12 protein-coding genes are annotated in these 15,797 nt (G+C 70.6%); 10 read left to right on the forward strand and 2 right to left on the reverse strand.

Translation table 11 applies throughout. The features are described from left to right. The first annotated feature begins 125 nt into the window (after positions 1-125). From ACWGH0_RS03285 to ACWGH0_RS03295, 3 genes are all read left to right on the forward strand, one after another. Positions 126-272, forward strand: a complete 147-nt coding sequence (locus tag ACWGH0_RS03285) for an ion channel (RefSeq protein ID WP_453402401.1) — start codon at positions 126-128, stop codon at positions 270-272. A 117-nt stretch (positions 273-389) separates the two neighbouring features. After that, complete coding sequence (locus ACWGH0_RS03290; RefSeq protein WP_453402402.1) at positions 390-1,769, forward strand: chloride channel protein; 1,380 nt, start codon at positions 390-392, stop codon at positions 1,767-1,769. 378 nt (positions 1,770-2,147) lie between these two features. Further along, on the forward strand, positions 2,148-2,561 hold the full coding sequence (locus ACWGH0_RS03295; RefSeq protein WP_453402403.1) for a DUF7144 family membrane protein: 414 nt from the start codon (positions 2,148-2,150) through the stop codon (positions 2,559-2,561). A 311-nt stretch (positions 2,562-2,872) separates the two neighbouring features. On the opposite strand, the gene ACWGH0_RS03300 is transcribed toward ACWGH0_RS03295, so the two are convergent. After that, positions 2,873-4,924: a pectinesterase family protein gene (locus tag ACWGH0_RS03300; RefSeq protein ID WP_453402404.1), complete on the reverse strand. Its 2,052-nt coding sequence runs from the start codon at positions 4,922-4,924 to the stop codon at positions 2,873-2,875. Positions 4,925-5,969: 1,045 nt separating this feature from the next. On the opposite strand from ACWGH0_RS03300, the gene ACWGH0_RS03305 reads away from it, so the two are divergent. The 3 genes from ACWGH0_RS03305 to ACWGH0_RS03315 all read left to right on the forward strand — a co-directional run bounded on the left by ACWGH0_RS03305 (position 5,970) and on the right by ACWGH0_RS03315 (position 9,410). Further along, positions 5,970-6,491: a DUF485 domain-containing protein gene (locus ACWGH0_RS03305; protein ID WP_453402405.1), complete on the forward strand. Its 522-nt coding sequence runs from the start codon at positions 5,970-5,972 to the stop codon at positions 6,489-6,491. Further along, complete coding sequence (locus tag ACWGH0_RS03310; RefSeq protein WP_453402406.1) at positions 6,488-8,107, forward strand: sodium/solute symporter; 1,620 nt, start codon at positions 6,488-6,490, stop codon at positions 8,105-8,107. Before ACWGH0_RS03305 ends, ACWGH0_RS03310 begins: the two co-directional genes overlap by 4 nt. 259 nt (positions 8,108-8,366) lie before the next feature. Then, positions 8,367-9,410: a PP2C family protein-serine/threonine phosphatase gene (locus ACWGH0_RS03315; RefSeq protein WP_453402407.1), complete on the forward strand. Its 1,044-nt coding sequence runs from the start codon at positions 8,367-8,369 to the stop codon at positions 9,408-9,410. Between the two features lie 65 nt (positions 9,411-9,475). On the opposite strand, the gene ACWGH0_RS03320 is transcribed toward ACWGH0_RS03315, so the two are convergent. Then, positions 9,476-10,741, reverse strand: a complete 1,266-nt coding sequence (locus ACWGH0_RS03320; RefSeq protein WP_453402408.1) for an MFS transporter — start codon at positions 10,739-10,741, stop codon at positions 9,476-9,478. 440 nt (positions 10,742-11,181) lie between these two features. Between ACWGH0_RS03320 and ACWGH0_RS03325 the strand changes: the two genes are divergently transcribed. The 4 genes from ACWGH0_RS03325 to ACWGH0_RS03340 all read left to right on the forward strand — a co-directional run bounded on the left by ACWGH0_RS03325 (position 11,182) and on the right by ACWGH0_RS03340 (position 15,670). Beyond that, the gene (locus ACWGH0_RS03325) at positions 11,182-12,801 is read left to right on the forward strand and encodes a SpoIIE family protein phosphatase (RefSeq protein WP_453402409.1); all 1,620 of its coding nucleotides are present in this window, start codon (positions 11,182-11,184) and stop codon (positions 12,799-12,801) included. Further along, positions 12,798-13,931: a cobalamin B12-binding domain-containing protein gene (locus ACWGH0_RS03330; RefSeq protein WP_453402410.1), complete on the forward strand. Its 1,134-nt coding sequence runs from the start codon at positions 12,798-12,800 to the stop codon at positions 13,929-13,931. Before ACWGH0_RS03325 ends, ACWGH0_RS03330 begins: the two co-directional genes overlap by 4 nt. Then, positions 13,928-14,287 (forward strand): STAS domain-containing protein, encoded by a 360-nt coding sequence (locus ACWGH0_RS03335; protein ID WP_453402411.1) that lies wholly within the window; start codon positions 13,928-13,930, stop codon positions 14,285-14,287. Before ACWGH0_RS03330 ends, ACWGH0_RS03335 begins: the two co-directional genes overlap by 4 nt. Positions 14,288-14,524: 237 nt before the next feature. Then, a complete protein-coding gene (locus ACWGH0_RS03340; protein ID WP_453402412.1) occupies positions 14,525-15,670 on the forward strand; it encodes a S1 family peptidase in 1,146 nt (381 codons plus the stop codon). The last annotated feature ends 127 nt before the right edge of the window (positions 15,671-15,797 follow it).

The raw sequence follows: 15,797 nt of genomic DNA on the forward strand, positions 1-15,797 counted from the left end.
GTGGTCCGCCTGCGCCCCAGGCGCGGTGGACCACACCGTCACCCGTGGCACGACGGGCGTACGCGGTGTGGCGTGGCTCGGGTCGCGGGACCCGTACGGAACGCCTTTCATGGACTGACGGCGGGGTGCTCCGCCGCCCGCAGCCACTGAGTAGGAACGACGCCCTGTGCTTCACGGTGACCGTCTTCGCCACCGTCGCTTTCGGTGACATGGTGCCGGTCCCGCAGACCGCGCGCTGCGCATGGTTGCCAACCTCGTCCTGGTGGGGCTGAGCGCGAAGGTCATGGTCGCAGTGGTACGGCTCGGACTGGAGCGGCGTCAGACCACTGCGGCGCCGGAAGAGCCTGAACCGTGATGCCTTCGTCGACGGCCCGGAAGGACTGCACCGGATGACTCCGCCGAAAGCCCGCCCGGCCCCGGCCCCCACGGCTGAGGAACCCGACGAGGCCGCACGGCTGCGGGCTCTGCTGCGCACCCCCGCGTACCGCAAGGTCCTGGTCTTCAGCGCGCTGATCGGTGTCCCGATCTCCCTTGCCTCGTTCTGGTTCCTCGTCGCCCTGCACGAGCTGGAGCACGTGCTGTGGGCGGACCTGCCGCAGGCACTCGGCTGGGACACCCCGCCGGCCTGGTGGCCGCTGCCCCTGCTCGCCGTGGCCGGCGTCGTCGTGGGACTGGTGGCGACCCGTCTGCCCGGCGCGGGCGGTCACATTCCGGCGTACGGGCTGCACGCGGTAGCGCCCTCTGCGGTCGCTCTGCCCGGGGTGATCATCGCTGCGACCGCCAGCCTGCCGCTCGGTGCCGTTCTCGGCCCGGAAGCGCCCCTGATCGCGCTCGGCGGCGGTCTGGCCCTGCTCTTCGGGCGCCTGGTCCGGGCGCCCGCCACCGCGCAGAGCACCGCGCTGCTGGGCGCGGCCGGCGCGGCGGCGGCGATCGCCGCCGTCTTCGGCAATCCGCTCATCGGCGCCGTACTGCTGATCGAAGTGGCCGGCGTGGGCGGTCCGCAGCTGTTCGTCATCATGCTCCCCGCGCTGCTGTCGAGCGGTGTGGGAGCTGTGGTGTTCACCGGTTTCGGACGCTGGACCGGCCTCCGGACGGGCAGTCTCCACGTGCACTTCCCCACGTCGCCGCCGCGTCTGGACACCGGCGACGTGGTGTGGTCGGTCGTGCTGGCCGTGGGCGTCGGCGCGCTGGTGCACCTGGTGATCGTCGGCGGTCGGCTGACCGCCGCCTTCGTGGCGTACTCGCCATTCGTCCGAACGGTGGTGTTCGCGGTGGCAGCCGGAGGCTGCGCCGTCCTCTACGCGCTGATCACGGGCCGCGACCCCGCCGAAGTCGCCTCGTCCGGCCAGGCGACACTGGGCGGACTCGCCGCCGATCCGCACGCCTGGGGCGCGGGCGCCCTGCTGGCCGTCCTGCTGTGCAAAGCCGTCGGGTACGCCCTGTGCCTGGGCAGCCTCCGCGGTGGCCTGGTGTTCCCCGCACTCTTCCTGGGCGCGGCGGCAGGTGTGCTGCTCGCACCGCTGCCCGGTCTCGGTGTGATCCCCGGCGCTGCCGCGGGCATGGCCGCGGCAGCGGCGGCCGCTCTGCGACTGCCGGTCAGCAGCGTGGCGCTGGTGGTCCTCGTACTCGGTAACGCGGAGACGATTCCGGTGGTGATCCTGGCGGCCGTGACGGCCTTCGTCACCGCCGAGCTGCTGCCACCGGGCCCGTCGGCCGCGCCGCCGCCCGCGCGCGAGAAAGCCGCGGGCGGTGCCAGCCGTGAGGACTGACCGGGCACGGCGAGCGGGGTCCCGCCGTCAGTAGCCGTCGTCCGCCGAGCGGTTCCGCTGCACCCAGCCGCGTATCCGGGTCCGGACGCCCGGCGGCGTCCATGAATGGGTGACGGCCGTCTGGCCCGTCAGACCGGCAGCCAACTGAGCCGCCGAAGCACATCGGCCCACGCCGCAGGCGTATCGGCGGCGGAACACTGCCCGAGTGGCCAGGCGGGCGCAATGGGTGTATGCGCGCCGTGGCTTTCCGCGTCGCGGCGCGGTGCGGCTCGTACGGCCGAAGTGGCGCCGGGGAGTGGCTCGGGTCAAATTGGAGGTATCCGACTCACCGGACGGAAACGCCTCGGCGGGCAGGCCAACGAACTGAAGGAACCTGTCATGACAGCACACGTGAGCGAATCCGGCCCGCGAAGGGCTACGCACGGCACCGGCTGGCTGGTGTTCGCCGCCGTCATCATGATCTTCAGTGGCATCATGACGCTGCTCGGAGGCATCTCGGCCATCGCCGAGGACGATGTCTTCCTCGCCACGCGCAACTACGTCTACGAGCTCGATCTCACCGGGTGGGGATGGATCCACCTCATCCTGGGCATCGTGATCACGCTCACCGGTTTCGCGTTGCTCAGGGGGGCCACCTGGGCCAGGGTGGTCGGTGTGGTGCTGGCCGGACTCAGCATGATCGCGAACTTCATGTGGCTGCCCCACACGCCCTGGTGGGCGGTGCTGATCATCGCGATCGACGCCTTCATCATCTGGGGGCTGTGTGTCGCTCCCTCGCCGTCGGACAGGTGAGTGCGGGACTGCCGGGAGACAGCGGTCGGTGACATGTAGAAGCCGACCTGCTGTCTCCGGCATGTCCAGCGGTACGAACTTCCCACGCCGGAGCGCCTCCGTGAGCACACCCCGGTTCGACGACACCACGGACTTCGAAAGCGCGGACCGCGGCTTCGTCGCGGCGCTGTGGTCCTCACCGACGAGGGACGTCGGCGGGACTCAAGCTGACCCTCACCAAGCCCCAGCTGATCGGCCTTCTCGCGGGTCAGGGCGTCGACGCGGTCGAGCACACCGGTGAACTGAATCTGCTCGGGCGCCTGTTCTCGCGCTTACGGGGTCCAGTCGCCCAGCCAGTCCGAGACGTCCTGGGCCGCGGCCTGGGTGTCGGTCAGATGGGGCCGGTCGATGCTCTTCGGGCCGGCGCCCGGACCGGTGTTCATGTACTCGGCGAAGCGGTCGTCCTTCCAGGAGAAACCGCCCATGTCGGTCCAGGGAGTCCGCTTGATCGCGGCGCTGAGGGTGGAGTTGCGGACGGTGACCTGCGGGTCGGCCGTGGTATCGCCGCCCGGATGCCAGTTCCGGCCGAGATGGAACGAGGACGCGGTCACGTCACCGTTGACCGTTGAGCGGTTGATGAGGATGCCGTTGCGGCCCGCGGGCGTGCTCGGGGCGGTGATGTAACCGGCCGAGGTGCCGTTCCACCGCTTCTTGAGGGTGATGACCGACCGGTCGATCACAGCGGTGGCTCGGCCGAAGAGGAAGTCGACGTTGCCGACGATGTAGGAGTTGGTCACGTAGACGCGGCCGGGCTTGTCCTTCGCCGCGGTCTCCAGCTCCAGGGTGTCCTGGTCGCCGGTGACGATGAGGCCGTCCAGCACGATCTTGTCCGCGGTCGTCAGCAGGGCGACCGCCTGATGACCGTTCAGGGACTGGTTCGCGGCCTCGTCGAAGTCGTTGGAGACGGTGAGGTTGCGGAGCCGGGAGTCGTCCGACCGGACGGCGACCGTGGCGCTGCCCGGAGTGCCGTACGTGCCCGAACCGTCCGGTTTCCGCATGCCGGCCGCGTTGCCGTACACGATGACCGTGTCCTTGCGGCCGGCGCCCGAGCCCTGGATGGTGACGTGCGGCTTGTTCGCCGGAACGTCCACGGTCTCGCGGTAGGTACCCGGCTTGACGGAGACGACGACGCGGGACGGGTTGCCGATGGGTACGGCGTCCACCGCCGCCTGGACCGTCCGGTACTGGCCGGTGCCGTCCTTGGCGACGGTGAGGGTCCGGGTGGCGGCAGCGGCGGTCGCGGTCGCCGTACCCAGGGCGGCCCGTGGGCCGGCTTCGGACTTCACCAGTGCCGGCACGCCGCGGGTGGCGTCCAGGCTGTAGCCGTAGTACTTCTTCGGGTCGAAGGCCGTGCCGCCGCTCTCGTTGCGTCCGCTCGTGCCGGAGAAGATGTTGCCGCGCTGGGCGAGAGCGGCGGTCGCGTCCCTGATCACGGGGTTGTTCATGCCCTGGAAGTAGGAGTTCTCCAGCAGCATCCGCGTCCTGCCGCGTGCGTAGTTGCCGTAGGCGGACGTGATGGACGTGCCCGGTGTGTCTTCCATGAAGTTGTTGTAGAGGTGCGCGTGTGCGGCGTTGTCCGTGGACGGGTTGCGCTGCTCCGTCTCCCGCATCCAGTTGTGGTGGATCGTGATGTCGGTGACGAGATTCTGCGTCCATCCGATGCCGAAGGCCTTGTTGGCGTTGCTCAGCCTGTTCCAGGACACCGTCACGTACGTGCTGTCCTTGCGGACGTCGATCAGCCCGTCGGCGGTGTGCCGCAGGTCGTTGTGGTCGATCCACACATGGTGGGCGCCGTCCATCTGGACGGCGTCGAAGTCGTGCTCCTTGTCGTTCCACAGGCCCTGGTACGAGTCGCGGATCGTCAGGTTGCGGATGATCACGTTGTGCACACCCTGGCCGAGGAAGAAGCCGCCGCCGACGATGTGCCCCCGGGTCCCGGAGCCGATGATCGTCTTGTCCGAAGCGACCTTGATCTCCTTGCCGACGGGGGCCATGTTGATCGTGCCTGCGACGACGACGACGTACGGCTCCGAGGCCGTGACGTACTTCTCGAGGTCGGCGAGCGTCTTGACGGTGACGGTCCTGCCGCCCCGGCCGCCGTACGTACCGTTCTGCCCGAGAGCGTCGACCGAGGCGAACCCGTCGGCGGCGGCAGTCGCCCAGGCCGGAGCCTCCGCCGCTGCGGCCCTCCGCGCTTCCCCGGGCCCCAGCCCGAACACGGACCCGTACGCCAGGACTCCGGAAGCGGCGAGCGCCAGCGGAACGCCGATGGCCAGGCCCTTGCGTTGTCTGCGGTGACGGGCCGTGCGGCTGGTTGCACTCATGCGGGGTTCCGTTCCGTGAAGTGAAGTCTGTGAAGGGGCGATCGATGCAGGGTTGCCGCTGCCGGCGAAAGGGTTGCCGTGCCCGTCGGGAAAAGGACGAGAGGTGCCTGCCGTCCGCCGGCGACAGGCGTCGTGGAACGAGGCCATTTGTGCGGCCGTCGCTGTTCGAGTCCGATTACCTCACTGTCGAACACGCGAAAATCTATGGTGACTGGAGTAGACATTGGTCTGTGGTGTGGTTACTGTTTCTCTCGTAACCCAGAGAGACCGCAGGGCCCGGCAGAGAAGAACTGCCGGGCGCAGTACCGCAGTTGCAGGTCGGTACGGTGGTGGAGTTTCGGAGCCAGGGCTGTTGCAGGACGGCGACGGGACTGACGACCGGACCGGGTGGCCCGCAGTGATCAGGGGCCGCCGCGAGCAGTACCGCAGTTGACGCGGTGGCAGTGCCCCGCTTGGTAAGAAGTTGAGAACCGAGGGAAGGAACGGAGGGACCGAGCGCCATCAGGATCGCCCGGGCGGAAGTCATGGGCCCGGGTACCGCAGGACATCGACAGTGAGGTGGTCTCCGGTCAAGCAACCGCGATCCCCGCGCCCCCGACGCAATCCCGGTCGGGTACGCGGACACAAGAGGCCGGCGCAGTGCGAGGGCCGGCAGATGGTGTAGCAGTTCCTTCGGGGCCCTGGTGCCGTACGGCGCCAGGGCCCTCCATGTGTGCGCCCGCCGCGACATCACACTCGACATCCCGCTCGTACAGCCCCGGCGCCTGGGTGCCCGGGAGCTGTCGTCCCGTGTCTCCAAGCGGATGGTCCACCGCGCGCCGACGGTCACCTTTGCGGGCGGTACGGACACTTCGGGCACCGCGGCCCAGATGGCCGAGAACCGGAAACGGCCGCCTCCGCGCTCGCTCCTCGCCGCCCGCCGGCCTCCGTCGGCCTGCCATCCAGTCCGTGGAACGTGTCTTACCCCATGGCTCTACCGATGAGTAACATGCGCGCACCACCCAGCACCACACACCGCCTCCCCCCGGCGGCAAGGAGCAAGTCGATGTCGTACCAACGCCCCTTCCCGGACCCCCCTCCGCCGCGCGGCGCCTGGAGTGACGGGCCCGTACAGACCTGGGACACACCGCTGCCGGCTGCCGGCCGGGAGGAGCGGTCGCACCCGCACACCCCGCGCGGGGACCTCGACGCGCTGCGCTCCGGGTACCGCAGACTGCGCCGCGTCTCGACGTTCACGGCACTCGCGTACTTCGTCCTCTTTCTCATACTGTCGGCGTTCGCGCCCGATATGATGACGAGCCAGATCACCGGCGGGCTCACCGTCGGCCTGGTGCTGGGTCTCTGCCAGTTGCCGGTGGCGCTCGGGGCGATCGCCCTGTACGAGCGCATCGCGCGCAACCGCATCGACCCCCTGTCTGCCACCATCCACGAGCAGATCCTGCGAGTGGCACAGGAGCCCCGCAGCACCCGGGCCCGCCGCGGCCCCCGCGGGGACGCGCCCGCGCACCCCGTGGGGCAAGAGCAGTGGCAGTGGCCGGACGGATCCGCGGGAGGTGCCCGGTCATGACCGAATTCAGCTCCGGCGCTCAGACGATGTCCCTCATCGCGTTCATCGCGGTCATCACGGTCACACTGCTGGTCTGCGTGACGACCGGACCCGATCACGACGACCTCGGCGAGTTCTACACCGGCTACCGCTCGTTGTCGCCCATCCAGAGTGGCCTCGCCATCGCCGGTGACTACATCTCGGCCGGCACCGTGCTCGGCACCATCGGCATCATCGCGCTCCTCGGCTTCGACGGCATCACGCTCACCCTCAGTACCGTGCTCTCACTGGTTCTGATGATGTTCCTGCTCGCCGAACCTCTGCGGAACGCCAGCCGGTTCACGATGGGCGATGTCTTCACCCACCGCGCACCCGGTTCCCTCGTGCGGATCACGGCGTCCATCGTCACCCTGGCCGCGCTGCTGCCGCTGGTCATCTTCCAGCTCGCCGGCGCGGGCGACCTGCTGTCCGTCGTCCTCGGCTTCGACTCCGACGGCTTCAAGACCGGAGCGATCGTCTTCCTCGGTCTCCTGATGATCGTGTACGCGGCCATCGGCGGCATGAAGGGCACCGCCTTCATCCAGATCGTCAAGACCGTCGTCCTGCTCGGCGCGGCCACCGCCGTCGCGGTGCTCGTTCTCAAGCGGTTCGACTTCAGCCTGCCCGCGCTGCTGGACGCCGCCAAGGAGGGGAGCGGCGCCGGGGACGCGTACCTCGCCTCCGGCCTCCAGTTCGGAGGTGACGACTTCGACATGATCGGCACCCAGCTGACAGTCGTGCTGGGCGCGGCGGTGCTGCCGCACATCACCATGCGCATGTTCAGCTCGCGCAGCGCGACCGCCGTGCGGCGGTCGCTGTCCTGGGCCGTCTCCACCGTCGTCGTGACCTGTCTGCTGCTCGCCGTCATCGGCTTCGGCGCGGCCGCCGTCGTCGGGCACGAAGGTCTCGTCGCCGGAGACCCGCAGGGCCAAACGGCGTTCCTGATGGTCAGCCAGGCTCTCAGCGGTACGGACCCGAACACGGTCGAGACACTGCTGTTCACGGCGGTGGCCACGGCGGTCTTCCTCACCCTGCTCGCCTCGGTCGCCGGGATCACCCTCGCCTGTGCCAACACCCTGGCGCACGACCTCATCGCGCACGGTCTGCGGCGCAAGGCCGCTCTGAAGCACTCCACGGAGATGGCGGTGGCCCGTACCGCGGCGGCCGGAGTGGGGCTCGTCGCGATCTCGTTCGCTGCCGCCGCCCGGCACCTGAACCTCCAGGCGCTGCTGACCCTCTCCTTTTGCGTCGGCGCGTCCGCGATAGCCCCCGCGCTCGTCTACAGCCTCTTCTGGCGCCGCTACACCCGCGCGGGCCTGATCGCCACCCTCGTCGTGGGCACGGCGGCAAGCATCGTGCTGACCATCGGCAGCAAACTGGTGTCCGGATCGCCGCAGTCGGTCTTCCCCGACCACGACTTCAACTGGTTCCCGTTCACGACGAGCGGCATCGTCTCCGTCCCGCTCGGCTTCCTGGCCGGCTGGCTCACCACAGTCCTCTTCGACCGCGACGCGGCCGACCAGCGACGCCGGTACGAAGAGCTGGAGCCGACGATCCTGGCAGGCACTCCGGCAACGGCGGGCGACAGAACCTCCTGACCGCGACAGCCCCACCGGAAGCGGACGCCCGGCAGGTCAGGAGCCGGGCGTCCGCCCTCCAGCGCGTGACGAGTGCGCGCGGGGAGGGCCTTTGCTGTGGACGGTCCGCGGCGAGCGCGGACGGCGAACCGTATGACCGATTGGGGTGCTAGATGTTCCATCTGCTCCCGATATGATGCGCTTCGTGATCACTTCAAGGCAGCTTCGGCGCCGTCGTCCTCACCACGGCGGCGGGTGGGACGCTGCCTTGCTGTCACCGGTGATCCTTACGATCCTCATCGCCGGGCTGGCGTTCTCCACCCCGAGAGAAATCGCCTTCAGCCGCCTGCTGCCCGCCGCGCCCGCCCTGGCCGCCGCGATGTGGCCCGTTCTCCCCACGATCCTGCTGGGGGCGTTCTGCCTGCTGGTCATGATCGGCCTCAGCTTCGCCTACACCGACCTGGGGACTCCGTACACGGCCGCCGCGATCATCACAGTGACATTGGCGGCCGCGTACGCGAGCCATGTCCGGCTCCAGCGGGAGGAGGCGTTCATCCGCCTCCGACTCGTCGCCGACGCGGCCCAGAAGGTGCTGCTGCGGCCCCTGCCGAGCCGCATCGGGGGAGTGGGGATCGAGTCGCTGTATCTGGCGGCCCAGGAGCAGGCCCGGATCGGCGGCGACTTCTACGAGGCCGCCGACACACCGTACGGAGTCCGGCTGCTCATCGGCGACGTACGCGGCAAGGGCCTGTCCGCGGTGGGCGCGGCCTCGGCGGTGATCAACTCCTTCAGGGAGGCGGCGTACGACGAACCGGATCTCAGGGGCATCATCCAGCGACTGGAGATCAGCATCACGCGTTACAGCGCGGCCTTCCCCGCCCAGGATCTGCCCGAGCGCTTCGCCACCGCCGTACTCGCCGAAATCCCCCACGGCGGCGGCCAGGTCAGGCTGCTCAACTGCGGCCACCCGCCACCGCTGCTCGTGCACGGCGGTGAGGTGCGCGTCGTGGATCCCACCACCGTCTCGCCGCCGCTCAACCTCGCGACACTCCTCGGCAACCAGTACTGCGTGGACACCGTCGCCTTCGTCCCCGGCGACCAGCTGCTGCTCTACACGGACGGCGTGACGGAGACCCGGGACCGCACAGGCGAGTTCTTCCCGCTCCCTGACTGGATGCGCCGCCAGGGCCCGACGCCGCCCCGAGAGGTGCTCGACCGGCTGCACCGGGACCTGCTCGCCTACAGCGGCGGTAACCTCGACGACGACATCGCGGCCCTCGCCGTACAGTCCTCACGCCCCTGGGTCCAGGAGCATCTCGCGTAGTCCGGCGTCGGCGTCTGAGCACGGGCCCCGAACGAATGGGGCGACCTGGAGCAAGACGCTCGGCTTCACGGCGGCCCGGCCCCTGCGGCAGTGCGGGCCTCACCACCGCCGCTCGCAGTCGCCGACACGTGCGCCGGGAGGCGGCGTACGGACGGCACGCAGAGAAGCGCCAGAGCGGCGGGGACCGCGACGAGCGTCATCGCGTACAGAGTGGGCCGCACACCGACGGACTCGGACACCGGACCGGCGAGCGCCAGGCCCAGCGGCATGAGTCCTGCCGACAGCAGGTAGTCGTACGAACTCACCCGGGACAGGGCCGTTTCCGGCACGTGCGTCTGCAACGCCGTCTCCCACAGGACGAAGAAGAGGGAAACGGCGACGCCGGTGACCGCTTCGAGAATCGCGATCCAGACGAGCGGGGCGCCGGATCCGATGACGACCGCCTGGCAGGAGGCCATGGCGAGCGCTGCCGCGGCCACGGCCATGGGCCGCGCGACCTTGAGCCGGTAGGCGCACACGTCACCGGCGATCGAGCCGACGCCGAAGGCGGCGACCACTACCGCCCAGCCTGCCGCACCGCCCCACTCGCGCTCGGCGAGGACGGGGCCCAGCACGAAGACGGACGGCAGCACCACGACGTGATAGACCGCCATGGCAGCCATGCCCGACCTCAGCCAGCTCCGGCCGCGCACCTGCGCCCAGCCTTCGCGCAGATCCCTCCAGAACGTCTCCCCACCCGTGACCTTCCGTGTCCCGGGGGGCGTCTCGCGCGGTCTCAGCCGTGCCAGGAACGCGGCACTGACCGCGAACGTCAGGGCGTCCAGGGCCAGGGCGCCCCCCGGGCCGGCCAACGCGACCAGGCCACCGGCCAGCGCCGGACCCAGCACCAGCCCGGACGACTGGACGAACCCGCGCAGGGCATTGGCCTCCCGCAGCCGGCCGGGCGCGACGACGAGGGGCATCAGCCCCGTGGCGGCGGGCATGAAGAACGCGTCCGCCGTGCCGAAGAGAATCATCAGCAGGGCCAGATGAGGCACCTCGGCGACGCCGGTCAGCAGCAGCACGGCGATGAGCCCCTGCACCACGCACCGCACCACGTCGGAGACCAGCATGATGCGGTGCCGGCGGAAGCGGTCCGCCCACACCCCGCCCACCAGGGTGAACAGGAGCATGGGCAGCAGACCGGCGGCCGCCACAAGCCCGACATCGGCGGCTGACCCGCCCACCGAGAGCACCGCGAAGGGCACGGCCACGAACGACACACGGTCGCCCAGCACCGACAGCGACTGTCCGGCGAACAGGCGGGCGAACTGCGGCTCATCACGCAACACGCCAGGGACCAGGGATTTCATGCGGTCGCCGTTCAGGGCCGGGAGAGCGGGATGTGCAGCCGCCCGATGGTAGAGAAGGGCGTCCTCGCCAGTCACCTGGATTTCCTCCGGGCCGGAGCCCGTCAGGCATTCTCGTCCGGGAAGTCCGGCGCGACCCGGACCCGGACCGGCGCTCGCCGTGGGAGGCCGCATCACCGGTCAGGTGACCGGGACGTGGGCGTGGTGTGGACGGTGTGTGAATCTTCGTGCGGTCCGGCGGTGCTCGTCGAGCGGGCACAGCCCTCGTTCTCCGGTGGCAGCCACGGTTCTCCGGGGGCCCCTCGCCGGGCTCGTGGCGGACGGGCTGGTTGCACGATGTCCGCCGACTGCGGGACTGTTGTCATCCGACATCTGTTTTCTTCGCTGAGTGAGGTGAGGGTCACGCGTAGGGGCCCCGTTGCATGACTTCGACCCCCGCCGGTCCCCGTACCGGTACTGCCGGCACGGTGAGCGCTGCGAACGCCCCCTACCCGGTAGTGGTGATGGACGCGGACGGGCGCGTGACGGACCTCAACGACGCGGCCCGTCAACTCTTCCCCGCCGCGCGCACCGGATGGCTCCTGCCATCACCTTCCTGGCTCGCCTCCGCCGGCAGGCGTCCTGAGCCGATGCCCGTGAGCGGCGCGGTGGGCGGGCGCTCCTTCTCGGCGCACCCGTCCGTCCTGGCCGGCGGCGCCACGGCGTGGTGGCTCGTGGACGAGACCGACTACACGTCGGCGATGGGGGAGTTGGAGGCGGAACGCCGGCGCACACGGTTCCTCACCGAGGCGTCCGGTGCCCTGCTGGCCTCGCTGAACCTGCACCGGTGCATGGAAGTCACCGCGCGTCTGGCCACGGAACACCTCGCCGACGCCGCGCTGGTCATCGCGCCCACCCCCGCCAGGCAGATGCCGGTGGTCGTCTGCGACCACCGGGGCGAGATCATCCACGACACGGTCTCCGAGGCGCCGGACACCGTGCCGGGCCTGGCCGAGGCGCTGCGGGGCTTCCCACCGGTGCCGTCACGGTGGATAGACCCCGCCACTGCCCCCGACTGGATGGTCCCGGCGGGATTCGGCGAGGTCGGATCGCTGGCGATCACGCCCCTGCCCGGCCACGGCGTACCGGCCGGAGCGCTGATCCTGCTGCGCCGCGCGCAGCAGGCCGCCTTCAGCGACGCGGAAGAGGCGCTGGCCGGGCTGTTCGCCGCCCGGGCCGGCGCGGCGATGTCGGCAGCCCGCCTCTACGCCGAGCAGAACGCCATCTCCGACACCCTGATGCGGGAACTTCTTCCCCCCGCCCTCCGGCAGGTCGAGGGCGTCGAGTTCGCCGGCGGCTACCGGCCCAGCGTCGACGCCGAGCGCATCGGCGGCGACTTCTACGACGTCCACCCGCCCGGCGAGGACTGCCCCGAAACCCTCGCCGTGCTCGGGGACGTGGCCGGCAAGGGTCTGGAAGCCGCGGTGCTCACCGGCAAGATCCGTAACACACTGCACGCCCTGCTGCCCATGGCCGACGACCACGCCAAGATGCTGCGCCTGCTGAACAACGCCCTGCGCAACAGCCACCACACCCGCTTCGCGACCCTCGTGTTGGCCTCCGTACGCCGTGAGGGACACGACGTCGTGCTGCGGCTGACCTCGGCGGGGCACCCCGCGCCGCTGCTCGTGCGCCGCGACGGAACCGTGGAGGAGGCGGACACCCGCGGGACACTGATCGGCGTACTGCCGACCCTCACCTCCCGTACCGCGCACGTCCGACTCGCGCCGGGAGAGACCTGCCTGCTCTTCACCGACGGCGTCACCGAAGCCAAGGGCGGCCCGCTGGGCGACACCATGTTCGGGGACCAGCGCCTCAAGCGCGCGGCGGCCGAGTGTGCGGGCATGCCGGCCGCGGCCGTCGTCGAGCGGATCCAGATGGTCGCCTCCCAGTGGATCGGCGACGGACGCCACGACGACATCGCCGTTGTCGCCATCACCGCACCTCGCGGTACTCACCTCAGTGCCGTGGACGGGACGACCCGGGGCAGGTTCACGGCATGACCACCCACATCACCGACCTCGGCAAAGAGCCGGACCGGCTCAGATCCGGCGCCCGCCCCACCACGCCGCACCGTGACGAGACCGCCCTTCCATGGGCGGACAGACTCTGGGTCGCCGTCCGCGCGGGCGACGAGTACGCGGCCGTGAACACTGTCACCGACGCCGTGCGGGCCGGCCTCGATCCCGAGGCGGTGCTGCTCGACGTGATCGGCGCGGTCCAGCGCAAGGTCGGCACCGAATGGGCCGCCAACCGCATGAGCGTGGCCGACGAGCACGCCGCCACCGCCATCAACGACCGTGTCATCGCCACCCTGCCCATCCGCCGGCCCGACGCGGCGTGCGGAAGAGTGACGGTCGCCTGCGTGGACCAGGAGTGGCACGCCCTGCCCGCCCGCCTGGTGGCCGAGACGCTGCGGCTGCGCGGCTGGCAGGTGGACTACCTCGGCGCGCAGGTGCCCACCGCTCACCTGATCAGCCACATACACCGCACCGGACCGTCCGCGGTGTGCCTGTCCAGCTCGCTGCCCACCCGCCTGCCGCTGGCCCACGCCGCCATCACCGCGTGTCAGGCCACCGGCACCCCCGTCATGGCCGGCGGTCTCGCCTTCGGGGCCGACGGCCGCTACGCCCGCCTGCTGGGCGCCGACGCCTGGGCGCCCGACGCGCGCGCGGCGGCGGACCGGCTCGCCGCCGGCCCGCTGCCCAAGCCGTCGGTCGCCCACCGGGCGATCGACGACCTGCCGCACTTGACCGACCAGGAGTACACCATGGTCGCCAAGTCCTCCAGGCACCTGGTGCGCGACACCTTCCAGCGCCTGGAACAACGCTTCCCGGCCATGAGGCACTACAGCGACGAACAGCGCGAACGCACCGCGGAAGACCTGGCCCACATCGTCGACTTCCTGACCGCCGCCCTGTACGTCGACGCCACGGAGGTCTTCACCGGCTTCCTCACCTGGACCGCGGAAGTACTCACCGCCCGCGAAGTGCCCGCCCACTCCGTCCTGGCGGGCCTGGACCTGCTCGAAGAACAACTGCGCGACTTCCCACGTGCCCGCCGCCTCCTCGAAGCCGGGCGTACCGCGCTCGCTTCCCACCCCCGGCCCCGAGACGCCGGACAGAATCCGTGACCACCCCGCCCGACGCGAACTCCGTCGTGCCCCAGTCGCCCGCCGGTCCGCGCACCGTGCACCTCGCCCTCACCGGCGACCTGGACTACGACACGTGCGGCGAACTGCTCCTGCAGGTACGAGCGGCCCTCCACGACTGCGAGGAGGCCGAGAACCTTCGCATGGACTGCCAGGAGCTCGGGGTGGTCGACTCCATGGGGCTGTCGACACTCCTGCAGATCCACCGTTCCGCCTGCGGGAAGGGCATCAGCTTCCACCTGCTCAACATCGGCCCAGCACTGGAACGCCTGCTCCGGCTCACCGGAACCTTTGACCACCTGACCGCGCCCGGGCCGGTTCCCCCACCGCTCGCTTGACGATCCCAGCCCGGGGCCGCACTGCCTGAACCGTCTACGGCCGTGCGGCTGGGCCCGTCAATCCGCCTAGGGCGAGGCCGAGTTGTTGGCAGTGCGCGCCGACCGACCTCGCGGCGCCACATGGTATGGACCTGACAATCGTCGACGGCTACGCTGACCGGACTCGCACCTGAGAGCGCTCTCAGACATCGTCGCCGTACCCGCGACCACCATCCACCGCCTCTTCCCGGAGGAACCATGAGACGCCTTCCCGTCCTGCGTGCCGCCTTGTCGGCGTTACTGATCACCGCTGCTCTGAGCACAACCGGTGCCGGAGCCGCAGCCGTTGCCCCCGCGGAAGGGCACCGCCAGTCCGCGTCCGCGGGCCTCCTCGACGCCATGCGCGAGGACTTGGGCCTGACACGGCAACAGGCCGAGCAGCGCCTCGCGGCGGAGCGTGCGGCGGTGCGGACCGAGCGCAAGGCCGAAAAGATCGCCGGACCCGCCTACGGCGGCTCGTGGTTCGAGCCGGCGAGGGGTCGGCTCGTCGTGGCCGTCACGGACGAGAAGCGGGCCGCCGGGGTACGCGCGCTGGGCGCCGACACCCGACTCGTCCGCCACAGCGCGGCGCTCCTCGACCGGGCGAAGAGCCGTGTCGACGCCTTGGACGCGCCCGCCGGGGTGGCCGGCTGGCACGTCGATCCCCGGGCGAACCGGGTGGTCGTCACGCTGGTGCGCGCCGACCGGCACAGCCGGGCCGTACGGGCCTTCGTGGACCGGGCCCGTCGCGCCGGGCCCGTCGTCGTCGCCGAGACGCAGCGGGCCCCGGTCACCTACGCGGCGGGCACGGTCGGCGGCGACCCGTACTACACCGGAAACGTCCGTTGCTCGATCGGTTTCTCCGTGCACGGCGGGTTCGTCACCGCCGGCCACTGCGGCCGTGCCGGAGCCGCTGTGCGCGGCTGGGACGGGAGCGCGATGGGAACGTTCCAGGGCTCGTCCTTCCCCGGCGACGACTACGCGTACGTCAGCATTCACAGCGGATGGTGGACGGTCCCGGTGGTACTCGGCTGGGGCACCGTGCCGGACCGGCTGGTGCGGGGCTCCGCGGAGGCGCCCGTCGGCGCCTCCGTCTGCCGCTCGGGCTCGACGACGCGGTGGCACTGCGGCACCGTCCTGGCGAAGAACGAGACCGTCAACTACAGCCAGGGCGCCGTCCACCAGATGACGAAGACCAGCGTGTGCGCCGAGGGCGGTGACTCCGGAGGCTCCTTCATCAGCGGGGACCAGGCCCAGGGCGTCACCTCTGGCGGATGGGGCAACTGCTCCACCGGTGGCCAGACGTGGTTCCAGCCCGTCAACGAGATCCTCGGACGCTACGGCCTCACCCTCCACACCGCCTGACGCGCACCGCACGGCCCCGATGCCGTAGCCCGGTGTCGCCGCTCCGGCGGCGGCACCGGCATCTCCACAGGCGCACGCCGTGGCCCGACCGCGTCCCGGAGGACCGCCCACCCCGAGCCCTCGCTAA

The organism is Streptomyces sp. NPDC054887 (genome assembly GCF_053610585.1).

Bases quoted from the DNA above. Each gene is read 5' to 3' on its own strand.
- ACWGH0_RS03290 (WP_453402402.1), top strand. From the start codon at position 390: ATGACTCCGCCGAAAGCCCGCCCGGCCCCGGCCCCCACGGCTGAGGAA.
- ACWGH0_RS03295 (WP_453402403.1), top strand. From the start codon at position 2,148: ATGACAGCACACGTGAGCGAATCCGGCCCGCGAAGGGCTACGCACGGC.
- ACWGH0_RS03300 (WP_453402404.1), bottom strand. From the start codon at position 4,924: ATGAGTGCAACCAGCCGCACGGCCCGTCACCGCAGACAACGCAAGGGC.
- ACWGH0_RS03305 (WP_453402405.1), top strand. From the start codon at position 5,970: ATGTCGTACCAACGCCCCTTCCCGGACCCCCCTCCGCCGCGCGGCGCC.
- ACWGH0_RS03310 (WP_453402406.1), top strand. From the start codon at position 6,488: ATGACCGAATTCAGCTCCGGCGCTCAGACGATGTCCCTCATCGCGTTC.
- ACWGH0_RS03325 (WP_453402409.1), top strand. From the start codon at position 11,182: ATGACTTCGACCCCCGCCGGTCCCCGTACCGGTACTGCCGGCACGGTG.
- ACWGH0_RS03330 (WP_453402410.1), top strand. From the start codon at position 12,798: ATGACCACCCACATCACCGACCTCGGCAAAGAGCCGGACCGGCTCAGA.
- ACWGH0_RS03340 (WP_453402412.1), top strand. From the start codon at position 14,525: ATGAGACGCCTTCCCGTCCTGCGTGCCGCCTTGTCGGCGTTACTGATC.